Origin of the sequence: Streptomyces sp. NPDC051987, from assembly GCF_040680735.1 — a bacterium.
Taxonomy (GTDB): Bacteria; Actinomycetota; Actinomycetes; order Streptomycetales; family Streptomycetaceae; genus Streptomyces.
Window position 1 is genome coordinate 214279 of sequence record NZ_JBFAXI010000002.1, and the last position, 6687, is coordinate 220965.

At 73.7% G+C, this 6687-nt stretch carries 5 protein-coding genes; 3 read left to right on the forward strand and 2 right to left on the reverse strand.

Annotation, left to right across the window (positions count from 1 at the left end; genetic code table 11):
* Positions 1 to 4 precede the first annotated feature (4 nt).
* From AB0M11_RS01965 to meaB, 3 genes are read left to right on the forward strand one after another with little or no spacing between them, the layout of a single operon-like run.
* A complete protein-coding gene (locus AB0M11_RS01965; protein ID WP_365700303.1) occupies positions 5 to 1810 on the forward strand; it encodes a methylmalonyl-CoA mutase subunit beta in 1806 nt (601 codons plus the stop codon).
* Complete coding sequence (scpA, locus tag AB0M11_RS01970) at positions 1810 to 3969, forward strand: methylmalonyl-CoA mutase (protein ID WP_365700312.1); 2160 nt, start codon at positions 1810 to 1812, stop codon at positions 3967 to 3969. Before AB0M11_RS01965 ends, scpA begins: the two co-directional genes overlap by 1 nt.
* A complete protein-coding gene (gene meaB / locus AB0M11_RS01975; protein WP_365700314.1) occupies positions 3966 to 4964 on the forward strand; it encodes a methylmalonyl Co-A mutase-associated GTPase MeaB in 999 nt (332 codons plus the stop codon). Before scpA ends, meaB begins: the two co-directional genes overlap by 4 nt.
* Here meaB and AB0M11_RS01980 read toward each other — a convergent pair.
* Positions 4952 to 5527, reverse strand: a complete 576-nt coding sequence (locus tag AB0M11_RS01980; protein WP_365700316.1) for a sigma-70 family RNA polymerase sigma factor — start codon at positions 5525 to 5527, stop codon at positions 4952 to 4954. The genes meaB and AB0M11_RS01980 overlap by 13 nt on opposite strands.
* Before the next feature lie 122 nt (positions 5528 to 5649).
* Positions 5650 to 6324, reverse strand: coding sequence for a hypothetical protein (locus AB0M11_RS01985; RefSeq protein WP_365700318.1), 675 nt, complete (start codon positions 6322 to 6324; stop codon positions 5650 to 5652).
* Positions 6325 to 6687: the final 363 nt, after the last annotated feature.

Consider the following 6687-nt stretch of genomic DNA (forward strand, 5'->3'; position numbering starts at 1 on the left):
GAGCATGACGGTCCTGCCTGACGACGGGCTCTCACTGGCCGCCGAGTTCCCTGACGCGACGCACGAGCAGTGGCAACGCCTGGTCGAGGGCGTGCTGCGCAAGTCGGGCAAGGAAGTTTCGGGCGCGGCCGCCGAGGACGCTCTGTCCACGACGCTGGAGGACGGGCTGCGCACCCGTCCCCTGTACACCGCGCGCGACGCCGCGCCCGACCCCGGCCTGCCGGGCTTCGCGCCGTATGTGCGCGGCGGCCGTCCGGAGGGCGCCGTCACCGGCGGCTGGGACGTACGGCAGCGGCACGCGGCGGCACCCGACGGCGCGGTCCTGACCGACCTGGAGAACGGCGTCACCTCGCTCTGGCTGCTCGTGGGCCGCGGCGGCATCCCGGTCACCGAGCTCGCCCGCGCCCTCGACGGCGTCTACCTCGACCTGGCCCCGGTGGTCCTGGACGCGGGCCGGGACACCGAGGCGGCGGCGGCCGAACTGTTCCGGCTGTACGACGCGAAGGGCGTCGGCCCCGCGGCCGTACGCGGCAACCTGGGCGCCGATCCGCTCGGGTACCAGGCGCGCACGGGCGAGTCCGTGGACTTCGCCCCCGTCGCCGCGCTCACCCGGCGCGTGGCCGCAGAGTTCCCGGGGTTGCGCACGCTGACCGTGGACGCGCTGCCGTACCACGAGGCGGGCGGCTCGGCCGCTCAGGAGCTGGGCGCCTCGCTGGCCACCGGAGTGGCCTACCTGCGCGAGCTGACCGAGGCGGGCCTGGGTGTCGAACAGGCCCTCGGCCAGCTGGAGTTCCGGTACGCGGCCACGGCCGACCAGTTCCTGACCATCGCCAAGCTGCGCGCGGCCCGCCGGCTGTGGGCGCGGGTCGCGGAGGTGAGCGGGGCGGCCGGCGCGGGCGCCCAGCTGCAGCACGCCGTCACCTCGCCGGTGATGATGAGCCGCCGCGACCCATGGGTGAACATGCTGCGCACGACGGTCGCGACGCTGGCCGCCGGGGTGGGCGGCGCCGACTCGGTCACCGTGCTGCCGTTCGACCACGCGATCGGTCTGCCGGACGCCTTCGCCCGCCGGATCGCCCGCAACACCTCGACGATCCTGATCGAGGAGTCCCACCTGGCCCGGGTCATCGACCCGGCCGGCGGCTCCTGGTACGTGGAGCGGCTGACCGACGAACTCGCCCACGCCGCCTGGGAGTTCTTCCGGACCGTCGAGCGGGACGGCGGCCAGGCGGCCGTGCTCCGCTCCGGCCGGCTGCGCACCGACCTCGCGACCACCTGGGCCGAGCGGTCCAAGAAGCTCGCCAGGCGCCGCGAACCCATCACCGGCGTCAGCGAGTTCCCGCTGCTCGCCGAGAAGCCGGTCGTGCGCGAGCCCGCGCCCGAACCGCCGTCGGGGGGCCTGCCCCGGGTCCGCCGGGACGAGGCGTACGAGGAGCTGCGGGCCCGCTCGGACGCCCACCTCGCGGCGACGGGCAGCCGCCCCCGGATCTACCTGGCGACGCTCGGCCCGGCCGCCGCGTACACCGCCCGCGCCGGCTTCGCCGCCAACCTCTTCCAGGCCGGCGGCATCGAACCGGTCACCGAGGGCGGCTTCGAGGAGAGCGGCGCCGCCGAGGCGGTGCTCTGCTCCAGCGACGCGCTCTACGCCGAACAGGCCGAACAGGCCGCCGCGTCGCTGAAGGCGGCCGGCGCCCGGCACGTGTTCCTCGCGGGCCGGGGCGAGTTCGCCGGCGTCGACGCCTACGTCTTCGCGGGCTGCGACGCCGTGGCCGTGCTGTCCGAGACCCTCGACCGCATGGGAGTGTCCTGATGGGAATCCCCGACTTCTCCGGCATCGAGCTGGGCACCCCCGTCACCGAGGGCAGCGCCGATCAGTGGCGCGCGGCCGGCGGTGACCTGCCGGTGTGGGAGACCCCCGAGGGCATCGGGGTCAAGCCGCTCTACACCGGCCGTGACCTGGAGGGCCTCGACTTCCTCGGCACCTACCCGGGCATCGCGCCGTACCTGCGCGGCCCGTACCCGACGATGTACGTCAACCAGCCCTGGACCATCCGCCAGTACGCGGGCTTCTCCACCGCCGAGGAGTCCAACGCGTTCTACCGGCGCAACCTGGCGGCCGGTCAGAAGGGCCTGTCGGTCGCCTTCGACCTGCCCACGCACCGGGGGTACGACAGCGACCACCCGCGGGTGACCGGTGACGTCGGCATGGCGGGCGTGGCCATCGACTCGATCCTCGACATGCGCCAGCTGTTCGACGGGATCCCCCTCGACAGGATGACCGTGTCGATGACGATGAACGGCGCGGTGCTCCCCGTCCTCGCGCTCTACATCGTGGCGGCGGAGGAGCAGGGCGTACCGCCCGAGAAGCTGGCCGGGACCATCCAGAACGACATCCTCAAGGAGTTCATGGTCCGCAACACCTACATCTATCCGCCGAAGCCGTCGATGCGGATCATCTCCGACATCTTCGCCTACACCTCGCGGCGGATGCCCCGCTACAACTCGATCTCCATCTCCGGCTACCACATCCAGGAGGCCGGTGCGACGGCCGACCTGGAGCTGGCGTACACGCTCGCGGACGGCGTCGAGTACATCCGGGCGGGCCGGGAGGCGGGCCTGGACGTGGACGCGTTCGCGCCCCGGCTCTCCTTCTTCTGGGCGATCGGCATGAACTTCTTCATGGAGATCGCCAAGTTGCGCGCGGCCCGGCTGCTGTGGGCCAAGCTGGTCGCGCAGTTCGAGCCGCAGAACACCAAGTCCCTCTCTCTGCGCACCCATTCGCAGACCTCGGGCTGGTCGCTGACCGCGCAGGACGTCTTCAACAACGTCACACGCACGGCCGTGGAGGCGATGGCGGCGACCCAGGGACACACCCAGTCGCTGCACACCAACGCCCTGGACGAGGCCCTCGCGCTCCCGACGGACTTCTCGGCGCGCATCGCCCGCAACACCCAGCTGCTCATCCAGCAGGAGTCGGGCACCACCAGGGTCATCGACCCGTGGGGCGGCAGCGCCTACGTGGAGCGGCTGACCTACGACCTCGCCCGCAAGGCCTGGGCGCACATCCAGGAGGTCGAGGCCGCGGGCGGCATGGCCAAGGCGATCGACGCCGGCATCCCGAAGCTGCGCATCGAGGAGGCGGCGGCCCGCACCCAGGCCCGCATCGACTCCGGCCGGCAGCCGGTGATCGGCGTCAACAAGTACCGGGTGGACAGCGACGAGCAGATCGAGGTCCTCAAGGTCGACAACTCCTCGGTGCGCGCCCAGCAGATCGAGAAGCTGCGGCGGCTGCGCGCGGAGCGGGACGAGACGGCGTGCCGGGACGCCCTCGACGCGCTGACCCGGGCCGCGGACGGTGACGGCAACCTGCTGGAGCTGGCCGTGCACGCGGCCCGCGCCAAGGCCACCGTCGGCGAGATCTCCGACGCCCTGGAGAAGGTGTACGGCCGGCACGCGAGCCAGATCCGTACGATCTCCGGTGTGTACCGCAACGAAGCAGGCGAGTCCCCGGACGTGGACCGCACCCGGGCCCTGGTCGACGCGTTCGACGAGGCCGAGGGGCGCCGCCCGCGCATCCTGGTCGCCAAGATGGGCCAGGACGGTCACGACCGCGGCCAGAAGGTGATCGCGACCGCCTTCGCCGACCTCGGTTTCGACGTCGACGTCGGCCCGCTGTTCCAGACCCCCGAGGAGGTCGCCCGCCAGGCGGTGGAGGCGGACGTCCACGTGGTCGGCGTCTCCTCGCTGGCGGCCGGCCACCTCACCCTCGTACCGGCGCTGCGCGAGCAGCTCGCCGCGGAGGGCCGCGCGGACATCATGATCGTGGTCGGCGGTGTCATCCCGCCGCAGGACGTGCCGACCCTCCTGGAGATGGGCGCCACGGCCGTGTTCCCGCCCGGGACGGTGATCCCGGACGCGGCCTACGACCTGGTGAAGCGGCTGTCGGCGGAACTCGGGCACGACCTGTGATCGATGTCGACGCCTATGTGAAGGGTGTGCTCGACCAGAAGCGCGCGGTCATCGCCCGCGCGATCACGCTCGTCGAGTCCACCCGACCACAGCACCGGGCGCTGGCGCAGGAGTTGCTCACCGAGCTGCTTCCGCACAGCGGCCGGGCCCGGCGGATCGGCGTCAGCGGGGTGCCGGGCGTGGGCAAGTCGACGTTCATCGACGCGTTCGGCACCCTGCTGACCGGGCTGGGGCACCGGGTGGCCGTGCTGGCCGTGGACCCGTCGTCCACCCGCACCGGCGGCTCCATCCTCGGCGACAAGACGCGCATGGAGCGGCTGGCGGTCGACCCGAACGCCTTCGTCCGCCCCTCCCCCAGCGCGGGCACGCTCGGCGGGGTGGCCAAGGCGACCCGCGAGTCGATGGTGGTCATGGAGGCGGCCGGGTACGACGTGATCCTGGTCGAGACGGTCGGCGTCGGCCAGTCCGAGATCGCGGTCGCCGACATGGTCGACTCCTTCCTGCTGCTCAGCCTGGCCCGCACCGGCGACCAGCTCCAGGGCATCAAGAAGGGCGTCCTGGAGCTGGCCGACGTGATCGCCGTCAACAAGGCGGACGGCCCGCACGAACGCGACGCCCGCGCGGCGGCCCGGGAACTGGCGGGCGCGCTGCGCCTGATGCACGGCAGGGACGCCTTCTGGACTCCCCCGGTGCTCAGTTGCAGCGCCCGGGAGTCCACGGGGCTGGACGCCGTCTGGGAACGCCTGGAGCAGCACCGGGCGCTGCTCGACTCGACGGGGCGGCTCGCCGGCAAACGCCGCGAGCAGCAGGTGGGCTGGACCTGGTCGATGGTCAAGGACGAACTGCTCGGCCGGCTCGCCGCCCACCCGGCGGTGCGCGCGACCGCCCCCGGCCTCGAACAGCAGGTCAGGGACGGCACGTTGACGGCGACACTGGCCGCCGAGCGCATTCTGCGGGCGTTCGGGGAGCCGGCCGAGGGCCCTCAGGCCAGCTGATCCTTCAGCGCCTCGCGGGCGCGGGCCACCCGGGAGCGGACCGTGCCGACGGGGCAGTCGCTGACCTCGGCGGCCTGTGCGTACGGCAGTCCGACGAGCTGCGTGAGGACGAACGCCTCGCGCCGCTCGTCGGGCAGCGCGGCCAGCAGGTCGAGCAGCGCGACCCCGTCGTCGAAGCCGGGCAGCCCGTACGGCTGGGCCCGCTCGACGGCGAGCTGCCAGTCGGGGACGTTCGCCGGGCGGGGCCGGGCGGCGGCGTGCCGGTGGCTGTCCACGACGGCCCGGCGGGCGATCGACAGCAGCCACGACCGGGCCGACGAACGGCCCTCGAAGCGGTGCAGGCTGCCCAGCGCGCGCAGGAACGTGTCCTGCGCGAGATCGTCGACCGCCTGCGGGTCGGCGCAGAGATGGGCGACGTACCGGAGGACGTCGCGGTGCAGAGCCCGTACGAACGCGTCCACGGCGGCCGGGTCCCCGGACCGGGCGGCCAGCGCCCAGGCCGTGATCGACGCGTCGCGTTTCTCGTCCGGCGCAGGGCGTGCGGGCAGGACGGAAGTGATCACTGGGATGTCCTTGTGCGAAAGGTGAGCGGGGGGAGGCGGCCCTGGGGTGCCCGTCGGTGCGGGCGGGCGGCCGCCGTGTTCGCCCGGGGCGCGCCTGGGCGGCCCCGGAACACCAGCTGTCGTCAGGCGACAGCCGTCCGCACGGGTGGACCCCGGGTGGTGATCGCGTGGACGAGGAGAAGCAGCCGCGGCGCGCGGTCCGAACGGCGGCGGCGCGGCCGGGGCCGCGGGCGCTCGGGGGTGGCCGGCACCGCCAGCAGCAGCCGGAGCGGCGCGACGAGCCGGCCGGCGACGGCCCGGACGATCCGGAACGCCGCGCGTTCGCCGTGGCCGAGCCAGAGGCCGCACAGCAGCGCGGCGAGGAGGTGGGCGGCGAACATGCCGGTGGAGGCGGTGCCGCCGGTGCCGAAGCCGAGGTATGCGACGGGGTCGGTGTGGGCGGGGGCCATGGGCATCGGCCCCATGTTCATGGCGGCCATGTCCCCGGCCATGTCCATGGGGATGTCCATGGGCATGGACCCCATGGGCGTGGTGGGGGTGGTCCACACCTGGGCCGCGGAGAAGCCGGAGTGCAGGGCCGTCTGGGCGCCGACCGCGGCGGACACCACCAGCGGCAGGCCGCGCTCGCGGGCGGACAGGGCCCAGCCGAGGGCGCCGGTGAGTGCGAGGGCGGCGGACAGGGTCCAGGCGGGGATGCTGCTGCCGGACATCAGGACGTGACCGAGGGCGGCGAGCAGCACGCAGACGGCCGCGAACACCGCGGACCGTATCGTGCGCGCGCACCATCCTGCCGTCATGGCGCATCATCCTTGCATCCGGCACCGGCCTGTCGGGGAGTGGTACGACGATCCACAGGTGGTTCGCTCAACTCACAGGCGCTGTGGGGTGGTTCACAGCGGCCGCGGGTCGGCTGCGGACCGGTGGGGGCCGCTCGCGCAGTTCCCCGCGCCCCTTACGGGGCGCCACAGTCACGTCAGCCACCAATCCGCGGACAGACGCGCCACCGGGGCGGCACGAGGGGGCGATCTCGGCCGCGGGCAGGCGCGCGAGGGGGTGATCTCAGCCGCGGGCAGTCGTGCCGCGGGGGCGGCGCGCGGGCGGTGAGCTCTCGGCGGCCCGGGGCGGCCCCGGGGCGCCACCTCAGGGGGGTGTCAACGCGG

Bases quoted from the DNA above. Each gene is read 5' to 3' on its own strand.
- AB0M11_RS01985 (WP_365700318.1), bottom strand. From the start codon at position 6,324: ATGACGGCAGGATGGTGCGCGCGCACGATACGGTCCGCGGTGTTCGCG.
- AB0M11_RS01965 (WP_365700303.1), top strand. From the start codon at position 5: ATGACGGTCCTGCCTGACGACGGGCTCTCACTGGCCGCCGAGTTCCCT.
- scpA (WP_365700312.1), top strand. From the start codon at position 1,810: ATGGGAATCCCCGACTTCTCCGGCATCGAGCTGGGCACCCCCGTCACC.